The organism is Shimia sp. R9_3, assembly GCF_017743755.1.
GTDB lineage: Bacteria > Pseudomonadota > Alphaproteobacteria > Rhodobacterales > Rhodobacteraceae > Shimia.
This window is the reverse complement of sequence record NZ_JAGHRP010000011.1, coordinates 1-24212: the sequence shown is the minus strand read 5'-3', so window position 1 is coordinate 24212 and position 24212 is coordinate 1. Positions and strand designations below refer to the sequence as shown.

Annotated in this window: 17 protein-coding genes; 7 read left to right on the top strand and 10 right to left on the bottom strand. The window is 56.8% G+C overall.

Going from position 1 to position 24212, the window contains the following annotated elements; genetic code table 11:
- Positions 1-105: 105 nt before the first annotated feature.
- The 3 genes from J7412_RS19730 to J7412_RS19720 all read right to left on the bottom strand — a co-directional run bounded on the left by J7412_RS19730 (position 106) and on the right by J7412_RS19720 (position 2634).
- Complete coding sequence (locus J7412_RS19730; RefSeq protein WP_247744026.1) at positions 106-705, bottom strand: pyridoxamine 5'-phosphate oxidase family protein; 600 nt, start codon at positions 703-705, stop codon at positions 106-108.
- Positions 706-797: 92 nt separating this feature from the next.
- A complete protein-coding gene (locus J7412_RS19725) occupies positions 798-1826 on the bottom strand; it encodes a patatin-like phospholipase family protein (RefSeq protein ID WP_209080852.1) in 1029 nt (342 codons plus the stop codon).
- Between the two features lie 34 nt (positions 1827-1860).
- Positions 1861-2634 (bottom strand): 3-hydroxybutyrate dehydrogenase, encoded by a 774-nt coding sequence (locus J7412_RS19720; protein ID WP_209080845.1) that lies wholly within the window; start codon positions 2632-2634, stop codon positions 1861-1863.
- 454 nt (positions 2635-3088) lie between these two features.
- Here J7412_RS19720 and J7412_RS19715 point away from each other — a divergent pair, with 454 nt between their 5' ends.
- Positions 3089-4804 carry an extracellular solute-binding protein gene (locus J7412_RS19715; protein ID WP_209080996.1) on the top strand — a complete coding sequence of 572 codons (1716 nt, stop codon included), beginning with the start codon at positions 3089-3091 and terminating at the stop codon, positions 4802-4804.
- Positions 4805-4976: 172 nt separating this feature from the next.
- Here the strand turns inward: J7412_RS19715 and J7412_RS19710 are convergent, their stop codons facing one another.
- From J7412_RS19710 to J7412_RS19700, 3 genes are read right to left on the bottom strand one after another with little or no spacing between them, the layout of a single operon-like run.
- The gene (locus tag J7412_RS19710) at positions 4977-6323 is read right to left on the bottom strand and encodes a cytochrome P450 (protein ID WP_209080843.1); all 1347 of its coding nucleotides are present in this window, start codon (positions 6321-6323) and stop codon (positions 4977-4979) included.
- On the bottom strand, positions 6320-7540 hold the full coding sequence (locus tag J7412_RS19705; RefSeq protein ID WP_209080841.1) for a hypothetical protein: 1221 nt from the start codon (positions 7538-7540) through the stop codon (positions 6320-6322). The genes J7412_RS19710 and J7412_RS19705 overlap by 4 nt, the downstream gene beginning before the upstream one ends.
- Before the next feature lie 55 nt (positions 7541-7595).
- Positions 7596-8348: a cytochrome c biogenesis protein CcdA gene (locus J7412_RS19700; protein ID WP_209062983.1), complete on the bottom strand. Its 753-nt coding sequence runs from the start codon at positions 8346-8348 to the stop codon at positions 7596-7598.
- A gap of 93 nt (positions 8349-8441) precedes the next feature.
- Between J7412_RS19700 and J7412_RS19695 the strand changes: the two genes are divergently transcribed.
- The gene (locus J7412_RS19695; RefSeq protein ID WP_209080839.1) at positions 8442-8663 is read left to right on the top strand and encodes a sulfurtransferase TusA family protein; all 222 of its coding nucleotides are present in this window, start codon (positions 8442-8444) and stop codon (positions 8661-8663) included.
- A gap of 254 nt (positions 8664-8917) precedes the next feature.
- Here J7412_RS19695 and J7412_RS19690 read toward each other — a convergent pair whose 3' ends face one another.
- The 4 genes from J7412_RS19690 to J7412_RS19675 form a co-directional block, all read right to left on the bottom strand.
- The gene (locus tag J7412_RS19690) at positions 8918-9826 is read right to left on the bottom strand and encodes a bile acid:sodium symporter family protein (protein WP_209080837.1); all 909 of its coding nucleotides are present in this window, start codon (positions 9824-9826) and stop codon (positions 8918-8920) included.
- Between the two features lie 66 nt (positions 9827-9892).
- Positions 9893-11827 carry an acyl-CoA synthetase gene (locus J7412_RS19685; RefSeq protein WP_209080835.1) on the bottom strand — a complete coding sequence of 645 codons (1935 nt, stop codon included), beginning with the start codon at positions 11825-11827 and terminating at the stop codon, positions 9893-9895.
- 171 nt (positions 11828-11998) lie between these two features.
- Positions 11999-12922, bottom strand: coding sequence for an alpha/beta hydrolase (locus J7412_RS19680; RefSeq protein WP_209080833.1), 924 nt, complete (start codon positions 12920-12922; stop codon positions 11999-12001).
- A 172-nt stretch (positions 12923-13094) separates the two neighbouring features.
- A complete protein-coding gene (locus J7412_RS19675) occupies positions 13095-13811 on the bottom strand; it encodes a hypothetical protein (protein WP_209080831.1) in 717 nt (238 codons plus the stop codon).
- Positions 13812-13943: 132 nt separating this feature from the next.
- Here J7412_RS19675 and J7412_RS19670 point away from each other — a divergent pair, with 132 nt between their 5' ends.
- The 5 genes from J7412_RS19670 to J7412_RS19650 form a co-directional block, all read left to right on the top strand.
- Positions 13944-14867, top strand: coding sequence for a LysR substrate-binding domain-containing protein (locus tag J7412_RS19670; RefSeq protein ID WP_209080829.1), 924 nt, complete (start codon positions 13944-13946; stop codon positions 14865-14867).
- A gap of 313 nt (positions 14868-15180) precedes the next feature.
- A complete protein-coding gene (locus J7412_RS19665; RefSeq protein WP_209080827.1) occupies positions 15181-16563 on the top strand; it encodes a TolC family protein in 1383 nt (460 codons plus the stop codon).
- 11 nt (positions 16564-16574) lie between these two features.
- Complete coding sequence (locus J7412_RS19660; RefSeq protein WP_209080825.1) at positions 16575-18752, top strand: type I secretion system permease/ATPase; 2178 nt, start codon at positions 16575-16577, stop codon at positions 18750-18752.
- A gap of 8 nt (positions 18753-18760) precedes the next feature.
- Positions 18761-20065, top strand: a complete 1305-nt coding sequence (locus J7412_RS19655) for an HlyD family type I secretion periplasmic adaptor subunit (RefSeq protein ID WP_247744025.1) — start codon at positions 18761-18763, stop codon at positions 20063-20065.
- A 215-nt stretch (positions 20066-20280) separates the two neighbouring features.
- Positions 20281-24212: Ig-like domain-containing protein (locus tag J7412_RS19650; protein ID WP_209080821.1), on the top strand; the 3932-nt coding region annotated here is incomplete at its 3' end.

Sequence of the window (24212 nt, the reverse complement as noted above, 5' to 3'; positions counted from 1 at the left end):
CCCACAGCGCCTCACGCAGGCGCCCTTCATTCTGCCAAAAATACTCTGGGGGGAGTCACATCTCTGATGGGTCGGGGGCAAAGCCCCCTTGCCACCTTGGCCCGCTCAATAGAGCGTCTCGCGATATCGCCGCTCGGCATAAGGCTGCTCTGTAGAGGGCACCTCAAGCTCCGCATGATCCTGAATCATCGCATAAAGCGAGGGCACAGGGCGCTGGGTTGGCCAGGTCTCAGGCTTCCAGAGGCCTGACCGCACCGGCGCTTTGCCACAATGGAGAAACACCTCCTCCGCCGTCACCCGCAGCACCGTCTTGGGAGCACGCCCCTTGATGGCAAAGCGCGCACAAAGCGCCGCATCATCGCTGATCTCTGCCACACCATTCACCCGCAGCGTTTCCGCCACGCCGGGGATCATGAACAGCACCGACACCTTCGGATGCGCCAGAATGTTGAGCAGCCCGTCAATCCGGTTGTTGCCCGGCCGATCCGGGATCAACAGCGTGGTGTCGCTTTCCACTTCCACAAACCCCGCCGGATCGCCTTTGGGTGAGGCGTCCAGATTTTGCCCGTCAGAAGTCACCAGCACCAGAAACGGCGCATGGGCGATGAAGTTGCGGCAATGCGCGTCAAACTGCGCGATCACCTTCTGCGCCGCATGCGGCGACACATCCCCGTAGATCTCTCTCAGCTTCTCAGGTGTCATCATGCCCGTCTCTCCCTTCGCCCTTTGCACGGCGTCCAGCCCTGCCCATCCTCAGTCTTGAAGCGCGTTGACCGCCCTGAGGCAAGCCTTGCGCATCACCCGCCATACATCGCCGCCAAATCCACCGTGCCTTGCGCGTTCAGATCATCCTTATGGGCGGAGAGGAACGCCTTGGCCGCCGCCTGCCCCGCCTCCTTGAGCTGCAGCAGGACCGAAGTCACCGGCCAGCTTTTGGTCATCACCGACAGGCTGTTCATCAGCGCATCATCAGCGATCATATGCACCTTCACATCGCGCTTTTCTTCCTGCTTCAGCGCGCCTTGGGCAATCAACCGCTGCACAAAGGCCACCGCCCGCAGCTCGCTCATCAGCGAGGCGTTAAAGCTGATCTCATTGATTCTGTTGGCAATCTGCTGCGGTGTCACCGGCAGAGTTTCCCGCCGCAACGGGTTGATATTGACGATCACCACATCATCCGGGAACTTCCGGTCAAACAGCGGCCAGAGCGACGGGTTGCCGGTATAGCCCCCGTCCCAATAGGCCTCCGTCTGCCCGCTCTTGGGATCATAGACATCCACCGCCTGAAACATGGTTGGCAGGCAGGCCGACGCCAGCAACGCATCGGTGCTGATCTCGCTGCCGGAAAACACCCGCGCCTTGCCGGAGCGCACATTGGTTGCACAAACAAACAGCGCAGGCCCCTGATCGGCGCAGATCAGATCAAAACTCATCTCATCCACGATAGCGCGCAGCGGATGCGCATAAAGCGGCCCCATCGCATAAGGCGAGGTCATCTGTTGCATCATATCAGCCGCCATAAACGGCCAGCTGTACTCCATACTGCGGCTGACCATGCCGGGCGGCACAGCGGCAAACCACAAATCCAGCCCCGGCACCTGCGCCGCGCCCATTTTCTCCCAGAACCAGTTGAGATTTGCGCGCGCCCCGTCCCGGCCGCCTTTCAGCATGCCCGCCTTGAGCGCGGCCCCATTCATCGCGCCTGCCGAGGTGCCGGTGATCCCGGCAATCTCGATCTCTTCATCCTGCAACAGCGTGTCAAGCACACCCCAGGTGAAGGCCCCATGTGCGCCTCCGCCTTGCAGGGCCAGATTGATGCGCTTCATGTAAGCCTCCTAAACACCTGAACTCAAAACAAAATCACAAAGCGGTCCAGCCACCGTCCACACTGATCGTGGTCCCGGTGATCTGCGCCGCCGCGTCGCTGGCCAAAAAGGCCACCGTGCCGCCCAGCTGCTCTACCGTGGCAAATTCCCGACTCGGCTGACGCTCCAGCATCACCTTCTTGATCACCTCTTCGCGGCCCATGTTGTATTTCTCCATGGTGTCCGGGATCTGCGCCTCCACCAGCGGGGTCAGCACATAGCCCGGGCAGATCGCATTGCAGGTGATCGGCTCCTCTGCGGTTTCCAGCGCCACGGTCTTGGTCATGCCAACCACGCCGTGTTTCGCCGCCACATAGGCCGCCTTATAGGGCGATGCGGTCAACCCATGGGCGCTGGCGATGTTGATCACCCGGCCCCAGCCACGCTTGCGCATATGCGGCAGCGCCGCTGCGGTGGTGTGAAACGCCGAGTTCATGTTGATCGCGATGATCGCGTCCCATTTCTCGGTCGGAAACTCGTCAATCGGCGCCACATGCTGGATCCCCGCATTGTTGACCAAAACGTCACAACCGCCCGCCGCCTCGATCAACCTCCGGCATTGGTCCCCTTGTGACATATCTGCCGCAATATAGCGCGCGTTGACGCCAAATTCCGCCGCGATCTCCGCAGCCAATGCGTGATCTTCGTCCCGATCGGTGAATGAGTTCAAAACCACATCCGCCCCGACTCGCGCCAGCTCCCGCGCCACGCCCAAACCGATTCCCGAATTGGATCCGGTGATGATCGCGCTTTTGCCTTTCATACTCATACCTCAGCCCTTCCCTCTGCGACTGCACAATGTTAGGCGCAGCATAGCATGCTGCACTCGCAAAATAAGGGGGATTACGGCCCTACCGTAGTCTTACGTAAACGCCTCACAACGCCCTCATCAGACTGTGATTTGACCTGTCAGGATCCGGCCCATTAGGCCAAAAAAAACGCCCGCGCGAAGCGGGCGTGAAGTTATTGAGGCAGGTTTCATACAGGCAAGAAACCTATCGAGCAGTGATCTTGTTATAAGCGTTCTCGCGCCGACCTCCAAGCTAAAAGTTTGATAAGCCTCAAATCCCTCGCTAGTTTTTGGACAACGACAAGAAATCACCAACAGGATTGTTCAGGCGATGACACCAATCAGTTTCCCCAAAGTCACCAGTGCAGCAGCATTGCTTGCGCTTTCGCTCGCCGGTGCGCAAAGCGTGGCAGAGCCGCGCCATGGCATCGCTATGTATGGCGACCCTGCACTTCCACAGGATTTTGTGTCCCTCCCATACGCAAACCCCGACGCGCCCAAGGGCGGCCGCGTGGTCACCGGCAATGGCGGATCCTTTGATTCTCTCAACCCGTTTGTGCGCAAAGGCGAGGTTCCATGGCAGCTCCGTTTCTTTGCCTATGAATCTCTGATGGGCCGAAATTGGGACGAACCTTTTGCCCTCTACGGCCTCCTCGCCGAATCGATTGAAACGCCGGAAGATCGCTCTTGGGTGGAATTTACACTACGTGAAGAGGCACGATTCTCTGACGGCGCGCCGGTCACCGTCGAAGATGTGATCTGGTCTTATGAGACCCTCGGCACGGTCGGCCATCCGCGCTATCTCGGCTTCTGGCAACAGGTCGAAAGCATTGAGGCCACCGGCCCCCGCACCGTGCGCATCACCTTCAACACCGAAGATCGTGAATTGGCCCTGCTCGCAGGCCTGCGTCCGATTCTGCAAAAAGCGCAGTTTGAGGGCAAATCCTTTGAAGACATCACCTTGCAGGAAGTGCCCATCGGCACCGCCCCCTATGTGGTGTCAAATTTCGAGGCCGGTCGCTTTGTCACCCTCAGCCGCAACGCAGACTACTGGGGCAACGATCTGCCGTTCCGCAAAGGCACCAACAACTTTGACGAAATCAAAATTGATTTCTTCGGCGACGCGGCGGTGATGTTTGAGGCCTTCAAGGCCGGTGAAATCTCCTATGTGCGCGAGTTCAACGCAGAGAAATGGGCCACCGCCTATGATTTCCCGCTCGCCCAATCCGGCGATGTGGTGAAATCGGAAATCCCGCACCAGAAACCCTCCGGCATCACCGGCCTTGTGCTCAACACCCGCCGCGCCCCGCTGGATGACATCCGCGTGCGCGACGCGCTGATGCATGTGTTCAATTTTGAATTCATCAACGACACCATGACCGGCGGCCGCCAGCCCCGTATCAGCTCCTTCTTCTCCGGCTCCCTTCTGGCGATGCAGCTCGGCCCCGCCACAGGCCGCGTGGCCGAGCTGCTTGCCCCCTTCGCCGCAGAGCTCCCCGCCGAGGCTCTGGAAGGCTACACGCTGCCGCAATCGGACGGCTCCGTGCGCAACCGCAAGAACCTGCGCAAAGCCATGGGCCTGATGGAAGCCGCCGGATACAGCGTGGTTGACGGCAAAATGCAAAACGCCGCTGGCGAGGTGCTCACCCTCGAAATTCTGCTCAAACAGGGCGACACCGAAAACAAGGCCATCACCGATATCTACAGCAAATCGCTGGAGGCGCTTGGCATCGACGTGACCATCACCCTTGTCGATGGACCTCAATACAATCAGCGCACCGGATCTTTTGATTTTGACATCACCAACTACCGCCGCGCCATCTCGCTCAGCCCGGGCAACGAGCAACGCCTCTATTGGGGATCTGATGCTGCCGAACAAGAAGGGTCGCGCAACCTGATGGGTGTGCAGTCTCCCGTAATCGACGCCATGATCACCGAAATGCTCACCGCCACCTCACAGGAGGATTTTGTCGCCGCCACCCGCGCGCTTGACCGTGTGCTCAGCACCGGCCGCTATGTGATCCCGATCTGGACGTATGCGGTTGGTCGCGTGGCCCATAACAAGAACCTGCATTTCCCGGAGACCCTGCCGATCTACGGCGACGGGGTTGATTGGCTGCCGGGTGTCTGGTGGCACGAAGAGCAATAACGATCTGAGGCGCCTATGGGCGCCTCTTTTCATCTCAGGCAGCACCGAACGCAGCGCTCAAATTTGTCGGAAAAACCTGCCGCCACGGCCCGTGTCGTGCATTAGCGTTAACCTTTGAAACCGCGATTTTGCACCTACGCAATAACGTCGCATTACCGACGCGATACCGACGTTAAATCCGGCGCTCAATCCGAAGGTTAATGCCATCGCGCGACCGCACCGTCAGATGCGCAATCGGCACCGGTGGATCGCCCACGGGGGTCAGTTTGAAATGCTTCAAAATCATCGACAGCATCAACACCCCCTCCACCATCGCAAAGCCCGCACCGGTGCAAACCCGCGCCCCTGCCGAGAACGGCACATAGGCCTCCCGCGCGCATTGCTTGCCGTTCTCCGTCTGCCATCGCGTCGGATCAAACGCATCCGGATTGTCCCAAAGCCGCTCCTGCCGGTGCAAATGCCAGGGTGAGATAACAATCTGAGATCCTTCACGAATTTCGCGTTTTCGGAAGTCTTCCGGACATGTTGTTTCGCGCACCATCATCGGCACCGGCGGATAGAGCCTCAGCGCCTCGCGGAACACATCACGGCTGATTTTCAAACGGCTGATCGCGGCAAAGTCGGCCTCAAGCCCTTGCGCCTCTTGAGCAATTTTCTCCTGCCACTCCGGAAACAGCGCACAGAGATACAGCGCCCAGGCCAGTGCAGAGGCACTTGTCTCATGCCCCGCCAGAAAGAAGATCGCAACCTGATCCACCATCTCATTGGTATCAAAAGGTTTTCCGGTCTCCGGATCAACCGTCGTCATGATCTTCGTGGCCAGATCATCCGGTGCCGTCCCCGCTTCAATCGCCGCCATCCGCTCTTCCGTGAGACCGGTGATCAAAGCCCGAATGCTGGCTGCGGTGCTCTTTGTGTCTTTGTGAAAAAACCTTGGAAACCAACGGGGTAACGGCAGGAACGCACCCAAATTCACAATCGGAGCTGAGCGCTGATAGGTGCGAAATTCGCTGAAAACCCGCCCGGCGATCTCATGCTCAATAGGAATTGAGAACAGCGTGCGAAAGATCACATCCGCCGCCGCGTGACTGGCTTCCTCTTCAATTTCAATGTCTTGCCCGACATTTCTCTCAAGCCGCGCCACCGCAGATTCCGCCGCAGCCCACATCGCCGGAAAGGTATCGCGCAGCCGCCCGCCTTCAAAAGCCGGATCAATAATCCGCCGCTGCCGCTTCCAAGTCTCCCCATTGGTGAGGAAGACCGACTCCCCCAACAGAGGTTTCAATCCCTCACTAACCCTTTGAGATTTCGGGAAATCATCGGGCCGCTCCTTGAGCACTGTCTGGATCAGCGACGGCTGATTGATCATGTAGGATCGGAAAAACGGCGTGCGAAACTCCGCCATCCAAGCGCGGTAAAGCCGCTGCGGCTGGGCCGAAAGCAGATCTTGCCGAAACAGCTTAACGTATTGACGTAATGAGACTTTATCCGGCCGCGGTGTCGGCTTTGGTGGGATCATGGGGCTATCTTCGTAAACTTGTTCACCGGCTTTTCAATCCGCGACTTGGACGGGCTCCGCCCCTCATAACGCTCCGCCAGTGTCAAAGGACCAGCGGTGATCTGAAAATAGTCATAATGACCGGGCTTATCAAAGGCGCAAAGGTATTGAAAATGCAGCCGAAAAAAGCGCCAGCGCAGCTCTTTCCAACGCTCAGGCGTCAAGGTCAGCGTGAAAGCTGCAGAGACCACCAGAGGCCATTTTTTGCCGCTCTCAGGCGCAACCCCCGTCACCGAAACCGGATCACACAGCGCAAAGGCACAGCCATCTCCGGGTGCAGTCACATCGACCCAGGTGATGTCCTCACGCTGACAAAGAAAGGCAAGATCGCCACGTAACCGATAGGAATCACTCAAGAAAGAGACCATGGGCACAACCTGCCCAAGCGACAGAAACGCCAACTTTGGCCCCTCAGGTGGCAGCCGATTTTCGCGGATCAGATCGGACAGAACAGAGACAGCCAAATGCGCCCCGCTGGAGTGCCCAACCACCAGAACCTCATCACAGTCGCTCTGCAAAGCTTCAGAAATGCGCTCTTTGAACTGTGCCATTCTCGCTTCCAACTCCACAGGATTGGCCCCGCGCGTCGACGCCGAATAGGCGTAGTCATGCATCAGATAGTAGGCAAAGAACTTCCCATCATGTCTTTGAAACCACTTGAGAATTGGCGGCACCACAAGCAGGCCGAAGACTTTGCTCCACCACGGCAACACCAGTGCCAAAAGGGCTCCGACACCCCAGGCCACCAGCAAGGCGAAGACCAGTTGGGTCAATAGAAAGACAACCGGATAGAGCGCTGCAATCACCGGCCCCTTGCGTAGCTTCATCAGGCGCGCAAGCGCGCCACTGCCGATGTAGATCCAAGCTGTCCGCAGGAGTTGGACATAGGTGGCAAAGATGCCCTGATCCATGCTGTCTTTGACGATATCCGACCAGATCAGAACCTCAAAATCCGCTTCACTTTCAACACCTTGAAAACGCCCAGTGGCATGCCAGCCAAACGGACCAGCGCCTGCCATCTTAGGGGCAAGCGCCATCTCGTACCCTGAAATCTCCGCCTGAGCGGCCCCCTCCTTGCGGTACAGTTCACGGTACCGGCGCGGGTGGATCGGGTCATATCCGGGAATATAAAACACACGGCGCTTACGCACGCTCTGGTGTTGGGTGTTTTCGCCCATTGGCTGCTCTCTCCTTTGGAGATAGCATAGACCGTCAGATGGGCAAAATTAAGCCTTATCCGAGTGTTGCAAGCGCCGGGAATGTTTCCAGCAGCCAGAAGGAGAATGTGGAGAATGCACCGGTCAGGAGCATGATGCCCACAAACAGCAGCAGCCCACCCATCACCTTCTCAATGGTGCCCATATGGGGTTTAATCTTGTTCATCACGCCCATGGCACGGTTGAGGAAGACAGCCGCCAGCAGGAACGGAATGCCCAGCCCCGCCGCATAGACACCCAGCAAAACGGTGCCGCGCGCAATGGAGGCTTCACTCGCCGCAATGGAGAGAATCGCACCAAGCTGAGGGCCAATGCATGGCGTCCAGCCAAAGGCGAAGGCGAGGCCCAGCACATAGGCGCCAAAGGCAGATCCGCCAGAGTCCCCGGCATCAATCCGCGCTTCGCGATCCAGAAAAGGGATGCGGAAGACATTCAGGAAGTGCAGACCAAAGATGATCACCACGCCCCCAGCAATTTTGCTGAAAAGCTCTTGGTTTTGCAGGAAAAATGCACCAAATGCCGAGGCCGTAAACCCTAAGAACAGGAAGACCGTAGAGAGCCCCAGCACAAAGAACAGCGCCGTGATAATGACCTTCCGGCGCGCCTCCTGTTGGGTGGTGAGCTCTGACATGCTCATGCCACTCATATAGGCAAGATAGGGCGGCACGATCGGCAGCACACAGGGGCTCAGAAACGAGATGGTCCCCGCCAGCAAAGCCACGAACATGGCAGGGAGCAGCCCTGCATCGATGATATCAATTCCAAACATGAGGCAACACTTAGTGTATCCCTTCGCCAAGGTCACCCATGCTCCGGTAACATCCTTGTGGACACTTCGAAACATCGCGCATATGTGATTTTCATGGATCTGGAAATCGACGCCCTCGGCCTGCTGTGCCCCCTCCCCGTTCTGCGCCTACGCAAGCGCATGGAGCCGCTGCAACAAGGCGCCAAAGTGCTGCTGATCGCAGATGATCCCGCCGCCATTGTTGACGTTCCGCACTTCTGCAATGAAGCCGGCCACCAGTTTATCAGCATGTCCGAAGTGGACGGTCGGTTGGAGTTTATGATCCAAAAAGGCTGAGCTGAGAGCCCTTTCACAGCCATACAAGGCCAAGTCCTGTGGCAACACAGCTCTCAACATAACCTACTGACAAACATAAAACGCCCGAGACGATTCAGCGCTTCTAGCAGGATCATCCCGGGCTCTTTCTTGTTTCAGGCCAATTTAGCGTTTCGCAAAACAGCGGCACCAAATTTGGCGCGGCACCGCTGCCAAGGCATCCCCACCGCTATATGCGAAACGCCGGGGACCTTAGAGTAGCTGTCACCAGCCCATCACGCAGAGGCGTCAGCTGGTGTGGCCTCCACAGCCTCATCGCGGCTCAACCAGCGGAACAGGAACATCACCGGCAGAACCACCACATACATCGTGATCGAGTACATGGCAGACGGCAGCGCTAGTGGCACCTCAGCAAAGTTGGTGGAAGTCCCAGTGATCACGATGGCCAGCGTGATGCCAAGCGGAGAGTTCTGAACGCTTGTCTCGATGCTGACTGTCTTGGACTCAGTCTTGTTGAGACCAAAGAGACGCGCCACCAACAGGCCCATCACTACCAACACCGCAGGCAGCAGCATGGTCGCGTAGCCAAGGGTCGGCATGTTGTCGATGATCACCTGACGGTTGCTGGCGAACAGCGCGAGCAGCAGCAGCACCCACAGAACAATGGCGATGTTTTGCAGCGGACGTTCCAAACGACGCGCAAGCTTGTTCACCACCGCACGCACAAAAACACCGGTCAGAACCGGCAGCGTGGTGACGAGGAAGGTGAAGATCGCGATGTCAAAGAAGGAGAAATCCGGCGCTTCAGAGCCCATCAGATAGAGAATAGACCAGGTCGCAAGCGGTGGCACCGTGATAAAGGCGATCACAGATGTAACAGCGGTCATGGAGACTGACAGCGCAAGATCACCGTGCGACAGCTTGGTGATCACGTTGGAGCTCACCCCGCCCGGGCAGAAGCTGAGTAGCATCAAACCAGCGCCCAAAACAGGCGGCATGTCCAGCACCATCACAACGCAGAAAGCCGCCAGCGGCAGCAGCGCGATCTGTGCAAAAGCACCAATGGCAAAGGCGGTGCGGCGTGTGAAAACACGTTTGAAGTCAGCGATTTCCAGGCCGAGGCCCAATGAGAACATAATGAAAGCCTGCGCTGCAGGCACCACCACGTTGATTGCAAAGTCCATAGTATTCCTCCCTTGAGTGGATTGGGGTTGCCTGAAGCGCTCTCCTCTGGCGCCGCAGGCGACTGATCAGTCCTCGTAGTCGACGTTAAAAGCGTAAAGACCGAGGACATGACGCATCTCGTCGGTACTGTTTACCATACGTAGTTTCGCCACAATGCCGCGCTGATTGTCCTGCGTCAGTTCCAGCTCAGCGATATCGAGGTTTTTCGCTGCGGCTTCAGCTCGGATGACGCGTTCGATCTCCATCATCATCAGGCTTGGCTTGTGGATCTTTCCAACACCCGTCACCGGAAGCTCTTCCAGTCGGATGAAATCTTTCGGGACGGCAGCCCGCTCAGCCACGTTGCTTGCCGCAAACTCGGCAAGTTCCGCGGTGGAGAGCTCTTCCCCTTGGTAGTAGAGAACAGGCAACTCGCCGACCTTGGCGTCGGGCCGGCCGATGGCCGCGGCCATGGTGATGCCCGGGTGCATGTGCATCGCCTCTTCGATGATTTTCGGGTCGATATTATGCCCGCCGCGAATGATCAGCTCTTTCTTGCGACCAGTCATCCAGAAGTATCCTTCAGCATCCTGACGCGCCAGATCGCCGGTGCTCATCCAGTGTTCGCTCTCGATCTCAAAGAAAAGCCCTTTGTTCTGGCTCTCAACCAGATAGCCGTCAAAGACGTTTGGTCCAGAGATCAGGATGACCCCGACCTCATCGATCTCGGCCCAGCGTTCAAAGCTGTCGTCTTCCGCCAAAACAGCACAGCGCATTTTCTGGTGCGGTAAACGCAGACCAATGGAGCCAATACGCGCGCCGCCATCCGGATGTGTCGGGTTCAAGGAGGAGGCCACGGCCCCTTCTGTCAGACCGTAGCCTTCAACAATCGGGATGCCAGTCTGCTCGACAAAATTGTTGAACAGCTCAACCGGCATTGGCGCGGCACCACAGGCACCAAATTTGACGGAAGAGATATCCAGACCATCGCGCGGCACATCAAGCAACGCGGAATAAACAGTTGGCACGCCAGAGAACGCGACAATCTTGTAGTGATCAACAATCTTCCAAAAATTCGGAAACACCCCATCGCCCCTATAGCCTTGCGGCGTCGCCAGCACGACGTTGCCACCTGACATCAGTACCAACAGGCCGGTCACCAGGATTGCGTTGGAGTGAAACAGCGGCAGGCCGCAGAGCACCGAAACACCCGGAGAGGAGATCTCTGGGTTAAACTGCGCAAGCGCCCATGCGTCATAGACCTCAGAGGCATGAGTCCGCGGGGCGATCTTTGGCAGGCCCGTGGTGCCTCCGGTGCAGAGCATCGTGGAGGTGTCTGAGGCTTTTGGAGCTTCAAATTCCAGATCATCAGACCGCGCCCCTTTGATCAGATCCTCAAAGCGTGTGACCGGTATCGGGCGCTTGAAAATACGCAGCTTGGACGACCGACTCTTTCCCAAAGCCCAGAAAACGGATGCTGCAGCCCCATCCATCCATCCAAAGACGCTACAGGTCACAATATGCTGGATGCTTGGCACCATAAGAACCGCCGCGCGGCACTTTTCCCAAAGATCTGTGCGTGGCGTTTTCTCCAGTGTCACCAAGACTTTGGTGTTTGCGGCCTTGAGTAGTTCGGCAATCTGGTCCGCTTCCAGAAGCGGATTGATGGCCAGCACACGGCCCGCAACGGAACCACCCCAAATCACCATATGGGTTTCCGGCAGGTTCGGCAGCACATAGGCAACCACATCATTGGGGCCAACGCCAAGCTTGCGCAGCGCGTTGGCCGTTTGAGTGACTTTGGCCAGCAGCTCGCCATGTGTCAGCGTCTTCGGCTTATCATAATCCTTGCCGGAGACAAAAAAGCTGATCGCAGGCGCTGCCGGATTGAGCGCCGCGCCGCGTTTCAGCGCGTCATAGGTGGTGGCAGGAAGATCATGGCTGGTTAGCGGCGTTTGTTCAAAGCTTTCGATATCAGCAAGATTTGCGAAACCGGTTTGAATGGCGTGGCTCTGGTTCATAGCAATCCTTGAATTTGTGTCCGAGACTGCGCGGATACCGGGCCGAGGCCCCCGTTTAATCCTGCGCTAACGGCTCTTGGAGTGTCTGAATAAGGGATAGGAAACACAGCGGCTGCCGACAGTGCTCCAACTGTCCGACAAACTTGTTGAAGTGTTTCCCAGCGCGCCATCTTAGGTGGCTCCGCAGTGTTGATCGATCATGCGCCCGAATTCGCGCTCGACCCAATTGTGCACATCGACGGTTACCTGAGCGTCTGGTACATTGTCTTCCATCGCGTGGAACAGGCCGTCAAAGACGCGGAATGTCACATCGTTCCCAGCCGCTTCAACGCGCTCTGCGATGTCTTTGACTTCATTCATAAGAATGTCGTCAGCACCGACGTAGCTGAGCATGGGCGGAAGTTTAGAAAGATCCGTTGCCAAAGTCGGCACAGCATAGGCTGGGATGTCGTAGCGTTTTTCCGCACGAAGACCGCGCAACAACAGATGCCACGCCATCACACCATGCTCTTTGGTCCAGGTGATCTTGTCTTTGGGCAGTGCACTCCAATTCTTGGAGCGATCATCAACCATCGGGTAAAGCGGCATCTGAAACGCGATATTCACGTCCTCTGTGTCGCGCGCGCGCAATGCTGTTGAAAGCGCGATGCCGCCGCCGGAACCGTTGCCCGCTACAATGATGGACTGGCTGTTCCCACCCATGCTTTCGGCATTGTCGCGTACCCAAAGCAGTGCGTCATAGCAATCATCATGCCCGGCGGGATACGGGGCTTCCAAAGAGGAACGAAACGCAGGTGCCACAATGATACATGGGCGCGCTTTCATCAGGCGCTCATAGATCCCGTGATGGCGCTCCGGCCATCCGGTCGCAAAACCACCGCCATGGAAATAGACCACAACAGGGAGAGGCCCCTTGGCATCCGCAGGCTTATAGATGCGCGTGCGGATGGTCCCATTGCCGTCCCGTCTTGGAATGGCGACGCGCTCATTGACGGCCCCTTCCAAGTCTCGCAACGCCGCTTTCTTGCTGCCGCGCAAAGAAAACCGCAGTCCTGCCGGGCGCTTGATCAGCCACATGGCAAAACGTTGTTTCAAAGGTCTCAGATCGTTTTTTGACATTAGTAACTAGAGCTCAGTTCGAATGAGGACAGAGATCATCGCTGAATGATCACAGACGGGCGCTCTCAGCACGTGCCGACGCGATGCCGACGGAAACCCCATCGGCATCGCATTGGTTTTTCGGACAACATGCCAATCACGTGTCGGATTACTCCGCTGGGGTGGTGTTCCCCCTACCCTTGGCCTTCGCCCATTCGTCAGAGCTGAAGTAAAGGGTGCCGCAGAGCCAATCAAAGAGCGGCAGCGTGATGTTGAAGTTGCCTTCTGCCATCAGGTGACGGTTGTGGTGCACCGTGTGGAACAGTCGCAGATAAGTCCAACCTGGGATCAGTTTGAAGATCCGTTCGGTGACAGAGCCTTTCTGCAGGTGGTAGCTGAAGTGCAGCACCTCATATGCCAGATAGCAGCACATGATGGTCACAAACGCCAACCAGCCATAGTTCCAGCCCAGTACAAAGTAAGACACAAGGCCCGCAGGCAGCGCGAACACGACCGCAGTCGCAACCAACAGCGCGATCGGGAAGATCACAACACGCCAGTCGAGCACCATCTGATATTCCATGTCATGCTCGACAAAGAACGTATGGTGGTCGCCGGTGTGGCGCTGGTAGAAGAACTTGAACAGATCTGTCTTCTTGTGACCCCAAAAGCAGTGGGTGTACCACTCTGCCCAATTGTAGACGACATACAACGCCACAACGAACAGGATCTGCAAAAGGGTGACATTTTCCAATTGGGAAATGCCAAAACTGATCAACCCGCCTGCTCCGAAGAGAACAACTGAGAGGTGTAGAAAACCACTGTAGTTGGGGCTGATGGCTGCGCGATAGCGAGCGCGAAATTTTTCGCGTGCTTCATCGTTCATGGCTCGTTCCTCCCTAGTTAAGCCAACCAGGGCAATAATAGGAGGCGTTGATATCACGTCTAATATATATTACAAAACCACATTATAACTTTCATGAATGAATTCGCAATGTTAAGAAATCATGACTTAAATTTGCTTCCAATCTTCGAAGCCCTGATGCGCGAACAGCATTTGTCGCGTGCTGCAGAGCGTCTGAACATGAGTCAGCCAGCCGTCAGCAACGCACTAAAACGGCTGCGGCTGGAGTTTGAAGACGACCTTTTCGTGCGGACAGCGCGCGGTCTAAAACCAACTCAAAGGGCATTTGATCTGCATGATCGAATCCAACCGGCATTGGTTTCTATCCTTGATGGCTTTGAGGATCGCGGCTTTGAAGCCGAAACCTTTTCCCGAACAATCACCATCGCAATGAACCATGCCGTTGAATACCTTTGGAGCGGCGCGTTGCTGCAGGCCATCCGCGCGCAGGCCCCCATGGCCAAACTCAAAGTGCATCCAGACTACAGCGACGACATACCTAATCAACTGAAAGCGGGCCACCTCAGCTACGCCGTGGACTACAACCTCTTGCCCGAAGATCAGTTCAGCTCAATCGCTTTAGCGCATGAGAAACTGACACTGATCTGCTCTGCGGATCATCCAAAGGCCAACTCGGGCTTTGACATCGCGGATTTTGAAACTCTGCCCCAAGCCTCTCTCCTACGGCGCTCAGAGTGGATCCGCTCCAAAAACAGCAGACGCCACACGCCGCTTGAGTATCTCATGGGGGAAGAACTTCCCAACCGAAATGTCGTCGTTCAGGTGGCAAGCTTCCTCTCGATCCCCAGTATCGTCGCCTCCACGGATTTGATAGCGGTTGTGCCACAGCAGCTTGCCGACCCGCTCCTGCAAACCGGTGCGCTATGCGCCCACGATCTGCCCTTTGAGTGCCCTGACGTTGTCTTGCACCTGTTTTGGCACAAGAGTCGGAACCGCGATCCTAGCCATATCTGGCTTCTGGACCTCCTCAAGGACCGCGCAAGAGTGGCTTTTGGTGCGATGCCTGAGCGACAATAACGAGAGCAAACCCACTGGCAAAAAGAACGCCTTTATGCCTCTCGCAAAGATTGCATCCGTCGCTTCGACCAAACCGTTATGGTTAATTCTCCCCCAGCGAAACCTAATCGTTCTGCACCAATTTTGTGACATCATCAAAACGCTTTTGCGCCAAGCCAGAAAGGCTCAAAGGGCATTCATCCAGCCTTTCCATTACCCACCTGCGCTACCTCCAAACCCAGTATTCGTTTGATTTTGAGGGGCAAAATGGCGTATCGCTTACGAAGAACGACTTTTAATCAGTACTTTCATTTTATGTCACTTCGTTTGATCCATGAAAAATCTTTTTGCCTTCGCGGCGGTCGCGACTACCTGCATTTATTCGGTTTTCCCTCAAGATGCCCGCGCTGAAACGCTGGTAGATGCGGTCTACAATGCCGTGTCCAACAGTGAAGCCCGCAAGGCGGCCATTTCCGGAATTGAAGCCCAAGGGCGCATGATCACCATCGCCCAAGGCGATAAGCGAGCGCAGGTGAATTTGTTTGGCAGCGTGGCCGCCGAATGGGTCGATGACCCAACGCTGGATGCCGCGGACAATCGGGACACAAAATTCGCGCGCATCATCGGCGTAGATGTTCAAGTCAATCTGCTCGATGGCATGCGTGCCATGAACCGGATCTACCGCGAAGCGACCTTACTGGATGCGGAGATCATACGCCTGTCCGATGCGACCGAGACTTTGGCGTTGAATGCGATCCAAGCCTATATCGACGTGGTCCGGCACCGAAATATCGTTGAGGCGTCGCGACGCAATCTTGCGCGCCACGGCGAAATCTCTCGGCAGGTCGCGGAACAAGTCGATGCTGGGAAACTGTCCGAATCTGATCGTTTTCGTGCCAATGACAAGCTGCTGGCCGCCCAACTCGCGCTTGCAGAGGCTGAGGCACAACTCGGCGACGCGGACTCCCAGTTCGAGTTGGTGACCGGCAAACGACCAACGTCAACCTTGTCTCGCGCCTTTCACACGCACACGCCGCCCTCCCGCGAGGCGGTTGAAACCGCCGCTGTCACCAACAGTTTTCAGATGCGTCTGGCACAGACCGACATTCAGGCCCAAACCTATCAGGGCGCAATTGACGAAGCTGATTGGAAACCACGCTTAGACGCCTTTGTCGGCGCCGACATTGGCCAAAACCAAGAGGGTGCACGCGGAACGGATTCGACAATCGCTGCCGGAGTGCGACTGAATTGGACACTCTATAAGGGCAACACCAGAGAGGCCACACGCGCGCGCAACCGCGATTTGCTCATCCGGGCGCACTACCGCTTAAAGCAGGTGGAAAATGAAGTGCGCGATTTTGCACGGCGCGCCTGGAATTCCTACGATTCAGCTCGTGAACGCAAACTTCTGTTAGATCGCTCCGTCTCAACCAACGAATTGATTGTGGAAGCCTTCCGGCAGGAATTTGAAGCTGCCAAACGGCCGCTGCTTCAAGTTCTTGATGCGGAACGCGCCCTTTTCAACCTTCGCATTCGTCAGATCAACGCCTCAGCTGCGCATCACTATCAAGGCTACCGCGTGCTCGCAGCGCAAAGCAAACTCTCCGATCATTTTGGCCTCACCAAAGAAGGACGCGCACTCAACGCGGACTTCGAAGATCGCGTTAAATCCGCACCGATGGATCGGTTTGACGTCTCTGCCCCTGCCCTTGAGTAGAGCCCGTCGCAGTGGCTGACCCTGATCTTTCCACCCCTTCCAGTGAACTTCGCAGCGCGCTTGACGTCGTGGCTTGGCTAGCGCGCTATCATGGCCGACCGTTTGTTAAAACCGGTGTGACCGGACGCCTGCCTGAAGGGTTCGAAACGGATGGCGCGTTAGGTCTGATACGCGCGCTCGACGTGGTCGGCCTGAAGGCCAAAAAAGTGAAACGCAGCCTATCGCAGCTTGACCGCGGCAGCTTACCCGCCGTGCTCATGACCAAATCAGCGGCCCCGAAGATCCTTGTGGGACTGGATGACAAAACGCGCACGGCCTCAATCGTTGATCCTGCTACAAACGAAAGTGATGAGGTTCCGACCCGCTCTCTATCGCGCCAGTTAACTGGTGAGGTTCTGTTGGTTGCGTCAAAGGAAGCTTCGACCTCCTCACGTCTCAGCCCGGATGCACAAAAGATCGCCCCAAATGGTGGACATTGGCTCTGGTCAGAACTGGCGCGCCACAAATCTGCATGGTTGCAAGTGTTTCTGGCGGCCTTTGGCGTCAACTTGGCTGGGCTAGCCTTGCCGATTTTTGTGATGAATGTCTTTGATCGCGTGATCCCAAACCTCGCTTTTGTCACTTTGATCACACTGGCGATTGGGGTCGGGCTGGCGCTCGGGCTGGATCTCTTATTGCGGCTCCTGCGTAGTGCAATCATTCAAAGAGTGTCGCGCAGAGCGGACTTGGCACTGGCCTCCCGCTTGTTTCAAATGGCGCTAGCGCAAAAAATTCTGGCCCGTAAAGGCGGTGCAACCGGCGCAATCACAAATTTGCGCGACTTTGAAGTGGTGCGGGATTTCTTCACCTCCTCAACCTTGATCGCGCTCATTGATCTTGCTTTTGTCGGCATCTTTCTGACGGTTCTCACCATGATTGTGGGGCCGCTTGCGTGGATACCAATCGCGGCTATTCCGGTGATGATAGCCATTGCCGTTTTGGCGCAGGTGCCAATTGCCCGATCCGCGCGACAGGCGCAGCAAATGACCGTAAAGCGCAATGAGGTGCTGATTGAGGCGCTGACAGGATTGGAAACCGTCAAGAGCGTCGGCGCAGAGCCTGTGTTGTTACGTGAATGGGAGAACGCGGTGGCAGCGTCGTCGCGTGTAACGGCCCAAACCCGAAACTGGGCGAATTTTACAGGATCCGCGACTGTGCTTGTGCAACAGGCCGTCAGCGCGGGTATCATTTGTCTGGGTGTGTTTCTGGTGTCTAAGGGGACCGTCACCATTGGGGCCCTGATTGCTGCCAACATCATGGCAGGCCGTATACTTGCGCCGCTTGCAGGTATCACGCAGACCATCTTCAGAGCCAACTTTGCGATCTGGTCCATGAGGTCGATTTCACGCTTCGTGGAAACAGAAATCGAGCAACGCGAAGCCTTGCGCAGCGATCTACAAGTCAGAGAAGGCAAGATCGAATTGCGTGAAATAAAATTTACCTATCCCGACATGCAAACTCCAGCGATTGTCGGGATTTCTGCAGTTTTTGAGCCCGGCAGCACAACCGCCCTACTCGGGCGGATCGGTTCGGGGAAGTCTACACTCGGGAAGCTGATCAACGGTCTCTACCAGCCCCAAGAAGGCACTTTGCTGATCGATGGTCATGAAATCGCGCAGTTTGAACCTGCAGCCGTCCGCGCGGGCGTAGGCTATCTGCCTCAGGATCCCCTGCTGTTTACAGGTACCATCCGAGAAAATATCACGCTGGGTGTGCCGGATGCTACGGATGCCGAAATCATGAGGGTACTGCATTTGGCAGGGCTCGACGCCTTTGTTGCAGGCCTTCCTGAAGGGTTAGAGTACTTCGCGGGGGAAAGAGGTGAACGGCTTTCTGGAGGGCAAAGGCAAGCCCTGTCTCTGGCGCGCCTTTTGCTTCGTCGTCCGAAGTTCATCTTCCTTGATGAACCAACCAACGCAATGGATCATCAAAGCGAAGCTCTAGCAATTGAGCGGCTACGTCTGTTGCAAAAGGAAGGTGTGGGCATGATCTTGTCCACGCACCGGATGTCTCTCGCAGCACTCGCAGATCGTTTCATAGTGATTGAACAGGGTCGCAAGGTGCTTGATGGACCACGCGCCGAGGTAATGCATCAACTGTCACAAACAACTCCTGCCGAGCGTCAGATCGATCAGAAGGCAGCCGAGTGATGTTTTCCATGCGGATAGAAGACGAAGAATTCGTCAATCGTCCGGGAGGCCAGGACGCAGGACAAGGGCTTTGGGTCTTGCTGCTGTTTGTGATCGCGCTCATTGGCGGGTTCGTGCTTTGGGCAGCAACCTTCGAAATCGAAGAAGTGACCCGTGCCTCTGGACGTGTTGTGCCCAGCTCCCAAGTTCAAACAGTGCAAGCTCCCGAAGGAGGTATTGTTTCTGCAATCCATATCTCAGAAGGAGATGTGGTCGAGCCTGGTCAGGTGCTCTTTCAGATCGACGATACAACGGTGCAATCCAATCTCGGTGAATTGGAACAACGTTATCAGGCTTTATCCGCTGAACTTGTCCGGCTCAGAGCGGAAGCCGAAAGGGCAGATGTGCTTACATTCCCGACAGAACAGAACTGGAATGCCAGGCTCATCGCGGCAGAAATAGCCGTGTTTGACACGCGGCGAAGCCAACTGGATCTGGAGATCAGTGTTTTGCAAGATCGCCTGTTACAGCGGGAAGCCGAGCTTGTGGAACTGACCGCAAAACGCGCGCGTCTTGAAGCGGTCGCTGCCCCCCTTCGGCGGGAAGTCCAAATTTCTGAAGGCCTCTTTGCAAGTGGATCGGTCCCTGAGATTGAAATCCTGCGCTTGCGGGGGCAGCTGGCGGAAATCGAAGGCGACATCACCGTGTCAGAAGCCACCGAACTCCGTGTCCGTGCGAGCATTGCGGAAACCGAAAAACAGATCGGCTCTGCCCAATCATCCTATGGTCTCACTGCGCGGGAGCGTATCTCGGTGGTGCTTGGAGATCTCGCAGTGGTCGAGGAAACGCTGACCGCCGCGAGAGATCGGGTCTCGCGCACAGATTTGCGTGCGCCTGTTCGTGGAACTGTCAATCGGATCTCAGTCACCAATGTCGGGAGTGTCGTCCAACCCGCGATGACGCTGGCAGAAATTGTGCCTCTGGATGATACGCTGCTGATTGAGGCAGAGGTCAGCCCACGGGATCTGGCCTTTGTCCGGGTTGGGGCAGATGCGTCCGTCAAGATCACCGCCTATGACTATCTGCGCTATGGTGACCTCCCTGCCCAAGTAGAACGTATCGGCGCGGATGCGCTCAACAACGCCGATGGCGTGCCCTATTTTCAAGTCATGCTACGCACCGAACAAACCTCATTGGAAGGCGACAACGGAGCACTCGACATCTCTGCGGGAATGGTTGCAAGCATCGATATACAAAGCGGCCGCAAAACGGTACTCGAGTATCTTATCCGCCCTGTATTGCGCGCCCAGCACGAGGCTTTACGCGAACGCTAGCAAGACAGATACCGGCCAGAGGTCGAGGGTAAATCTGTCACACAACATGAAATATCGAAACATAACAGTTACTTAAGTCAGCCCCACATCTAAATTGTGGCATTTATTTACAATTTGATTTAATTTTCTATCCAATTGTTTTTAGAGCCGCCTGGCGTTTCTCGCCTCAATATTCGCGGACGTGTTTTTGTATTGGTTGTTCCTGGGGACTGCCCATGAGTATTAGTGAGTTCGACCGCCCTGATAGCGGCGAAAACGAATTTGTGGTTGTGGCGGATGGGTCAGAGGTTCTGACCCCGAATACTGAAGCCCTCTTTCAAGGCGACTACGCCAAGGACGGCCAAGACCTCGTCATCTCTTTTGATGGTGCAGAAACGCTGCGGGTTGCTGGGTACTTTACCTTCGCCTCTCCTGCAGCGCTGATCGCTCCCAATGGAGCGAAAATCCAGGGCGCAGATGTGGCTCGGCTTGCTGGGGCCGGTATCGATACGCGCACAGCCGCCTTAAAGACCGAAGCGACTTTCCAACACACAGATATCACGCAATCAGATATCGTTCCTGTTCAAGCGCAAGCGTCATCTGACGCCATCGGACAAGTTGATACGATTGAAGGTGTGGTGACGGTCACCCGCGGTGACGGCTCTACCGTCCGGCTGAACGACGGTGCGTTGGTTTTTCAAAACGATGTGGTCCAGACCGGCGCTGGCAGCACGGTATCTTTGGTATTTATCGACGGAACGATTTTTACCTTGGCGCAAGACAGCCGCATGATTTTGGACGAGCTGATCTATGATCCTGACGGGTCAGACAATTCCGCAGCGTTTAATCTGATACAGGGCGGCTTTGTTTTTGTGGCTGGACAAGTTGCCAAGATCGGCGACATGGAGGTGAACACACCCACTTCGACAATCGGCATTAGAGGCACAACTGTGGAAGTGCGCATCGTGGTGGTCAACGGTGTGACGGAAGTTGTCGTCTCTCTCTTGCCAGACTGGCCAGACGGCGCTCTCGGCAGCATAGATCTGTTTGATCAGAACGGGAATTTTGTCTCTTCCCTTTCCGACCCGGAAACCAGCTGGATTGTGTCACCCGTCGATGGCGAAACACGCCCAGTGCCGCGCGCCCAGGTGGTTCAAGCGGACTCGGAGGCGCTACAAGTCCAAACAAATGAGGTGACAGAACGCGCCGAACTGCGTCTGGAGAACAGCGGCAGCTACATAGACTTTGACGGAACAGGCACAGGCGAAGCAGGGCCTGACGGCGGCGGGCAGGCAGCCCCCGGCGACGCCCCCCCTGCTCCGGCGCCCACGCCTCAAGATGGTGGCGGTGGTCAAGATGCAGCACCTCCTCAGGATCAGGGACAAGACCCTGGGGACTCCGAAGGCGAAGAGACAGTCCCTCAAACTCCCAACGACGCAGAAACTCAGGGCGAAGACGACGCCTCACTTCAACAAAACAGCCAGGAGCAATTTGCGGCGGTCGCGCCTTCCGAGGTCGATAACTCCGAGACCTCAGCAGAAAGCATCGCCGCGCTCGCTCTTGCGCAACTAGACGCCGACGGCGGGGATCTTGGCCTTGAAGGCGTAACAAATTTGGTCACTGGCGAGGATGGCTTAGACACAGGCTCCCTTGGTACTGCTGATCCGGGGCTTGGTCCCGGAACAGAAACCGCTGACACCGGTACCTTTTCTTCCGACCCAGGTCTTGGCGACACCACAAGTGGTGAGTCTTTCACACAAATTGGTGCGCCTGCGGCGCAAACATCGCCCGCACCCACGCCCCCGCCAACAAACTCTCCAGTTAATGACGCCTCTTCAGGTCAAGACGGAGGATCCTCCTCATCCGGAAGCACTGAGAGCGAAGAGCTAACGACCGAAAACACCAATTCTGAGCTGGCTGAAGATACCTCGATGTCACTGAACCTCGCCAGCGCGGTCGGTGGTGCCAACGGCTCAACGCTGTCCTTCACCGCAACAAGTGCCCCCTCAAACGGCGTTGCGACCCTCCTGACAAACGGGGATGTGACCTACACGCCAAACGCCGATTTCGCAGGCACCGACAGCTTCACCTACAATGTGGAGAACGAACAGGGCGACAGCACGTCCGGAACGGTGACCTTTTCGATCACCCCCGTCAACGACGCGCCGATTGCAGCAGACGATATCGGATTATCCACTGCGTATAATATGCCCTTGGCGATCGACATGTCCGCACTTTTGGCCAATGATTCCGATGGTGATCCAGAAACTGTGCAGCCCCTCACAATGCTTTCGGTTGGCTCTGCGGTAGGAGGCACGGCTGCGCTCTCAACAAGTGCTGTAACCTTCGCGCCAGACGCAGATTTTAGCGGGCAAGCCAGCTTCACGTATGAAGTTTCTGATGGTGCGGGCGGGCTAGCTACGGCAACAGTGCTCATCGAGGTCGCTGAAAACACGCCCCCAATCGCCTCCAACGACACCATTGGCACCCTCGAGGACAGCGCAACTACCATTGATCTGCTGCAAAACGCTGTAGACGTTGACGGTCATGCTGTTTCATTGGCCTCGGTTGAGCAACCTTCCAACGGCACAGTGGATCTAACGACTGATGGAAGGGTCATCTACACTCCCGATGCGGATTTTTCTGGGAGTGACAGCTTCAGCTACACCATTGATGACGGCAATGGCGGGCAGGACACCGGCACCATCACCATCACCGTCACCCCGGTCAACGATGCCCCCGCCGCCGCAGATGACAGCGTCAGCACCAATGAGGATTTCGCGCTCACATTTGATGTGCTCAGCAATGATGCGGATGTGGAAGGCGACGCGCTGTCTGTCACCAGCGTCTCTGATCCCGCCAACGGCACAGTGGTGATTGAGGCCAACGGCCAGCTCACCTACACGCCGGATGCAAACTTCAATGGCAACGACAGCTTCACCTACACCGTGGCCGACAGCAACGGCGCCACCGACACCGCAACCGTGGTTGTGCTTGTTGCCCCCATCAATGACGCGCCAGTGGCACAGGATGACAGCGCCGCAACCGATGAAGACCTGGCCGTCACCTTCGACGTGCTGGGCAATGACAGCGATCCGGACGGCGATCCGCTGACCGTCACCAGCGTGACAGATCCCACCAACGGCTCCGTGGTGATTGAGGCCAACGGCCAGCTTACCTACACGCCGGACGCTGGGTTCTCCGGCGCCGACAGCTTCACCTACACCGTGGCAGACGGCAATGGCGGCAGCGATACCGCCACCGTCACCCTCGCCGTGGCCCTCGTCAACCTGCCCCCCGTGGCCACCGATGACAGCTACAGCCTGACAGAAGACACCCCCCTCGCCATAGACGCAGCCCAGGGCCTTCTGGCCAACGACAGCGACCCCGATGGCGATCCGATCAGTGTCACCCTGACCAGCGATGTCTCAAACGGCACCCTCACCCTCGATGATGACGGCAGCTTCACCTACACGCCGGACGCAAATTTCAACGGCAACGACAGCTTCACTTACCAGATCAACGACGGAAACGGGGAAACAAGCACCGCAACCGTCACGCTCAATATTGCCCCCGTCAACGACGCGCCGGTGGCCACTGATGACGGCGGGCTCTCCACCGCCTTCAACACCCCGATCTCCATCGCCGTGGCCACGCTTTTAGCCAATGACACCGATGGTGACCCGGAGCTGACCCAGACACTCTCCGTCCTGTCGGTGGAGGCGCCCGTGGGTGGCACTGTGGCGCTGGCTAGCGACACCATCACCTTCACGCCGGATGCCACCTTCTCAGGTCAGGCAAGTTTCACCTACACGCTGTCAGATGGCGCAGGCGGCCTCGCCACCGGCACCGTGACCGTCGCCGTGAATGACAACACCGCGCCGGTGGCCGGGGACTACACCGCCATCACAACCAACGAAGACGCCTCCGTCTATATTCCCTTCTTTGCCAATGACAGCGACGCTGATGGCGACCTCCTCTCCATCGCGGCCATCGGCACACCCGCAAACGGCACCGTCACGCTGGACGGCGAAGGCTATCTCTACACTCCCGATGCGGATTTTTCTGGGAGTGACAGCTTCAGCTACACCATTGATGACGGCAATGGCGGGCAGGACACCGGCACCATCACCATCACCGTCACCCCGGTCAACGATGCCCCCGCCGC